The organism is Halomonas sp. BM-2019 (genome assembly GCF_017584085.1).
The window spans coordinates 2,735,945-2,736,560 of record NZ_CP071922.1; the positions used below are offsets into that span (position 1 = coordinate 2,735,945).

Here is a 616-nt window from a genome sequence, read left to right on the forward strand (position 1 = left end):
GCGCAGCCGACCGGCGGCGTGGTTCTCCTTCACCAGGGTCTCGAGACCCGGCTCGTAGATGGGGATGATGCCCTGTTCGAGCCTGGCGATCTTGTCGACGTCCACGTCCACGCAGACCACCTCATGGCCCACATCGGCCAGGATCGTGCCCTGCACCAGGCCCACATAGCCGGTGCCGAAAACGGTAACCTTCATGATTCACTCCTTGAAGTTGTCAGGGGCGAGGGGCGTTCCTCAAACCTGATAATAGTCCCGGTACCACGCCACGAAACTGGCCACCCCGTCCTTGACCGGCGTGGCGGGCTTGTAGCCCACGGCCTTCTCCAGCTCGCTGGAGTCGGCGTAGGTATCCGGCACGTCGCCGGGCTGCAGCGGCAGCAGCTCCTTGATGGCCTTCCTGTCCAGCGCCGCCTCGATCGCCTCGATATAGGCGGAGAGCTTCACCGGGTCGTTGTTGCCGATGTTGAAGAGCCGATACGGCGCGTTGCTGGTGGCCGGGTCGGGGGCGTCGCTGTTCCACTCGGGGTTGGGCTGGGCGATATCGTCGCTGGCCCGGATCACCCCCTCGACGATGTCATCCACATAGGTGAAGTCGCGGGTGTGATGGCCGTGGTTG

Annotated in this window: 2 pseudogenes; both read right to left on the reverse strand. The window is 64.3% G+C overall.

Annotation, left to right across the window (positions count from 1 at the left end):
• A pseudogene (locus J5F18_RS13660) lies at window positions 1-195 on the reverse strand (UDP-glucose 6-dehydrogenase); the annotation flags it as partial.
• A gap of 39 nt (window positions 196-234) precedes the next feature.
• Window positions 235-616, reverse strand: a pseudogene (locus J5F18_RS13665) (capsular biosynthesis protein CpsI); the annotation flags it as partial.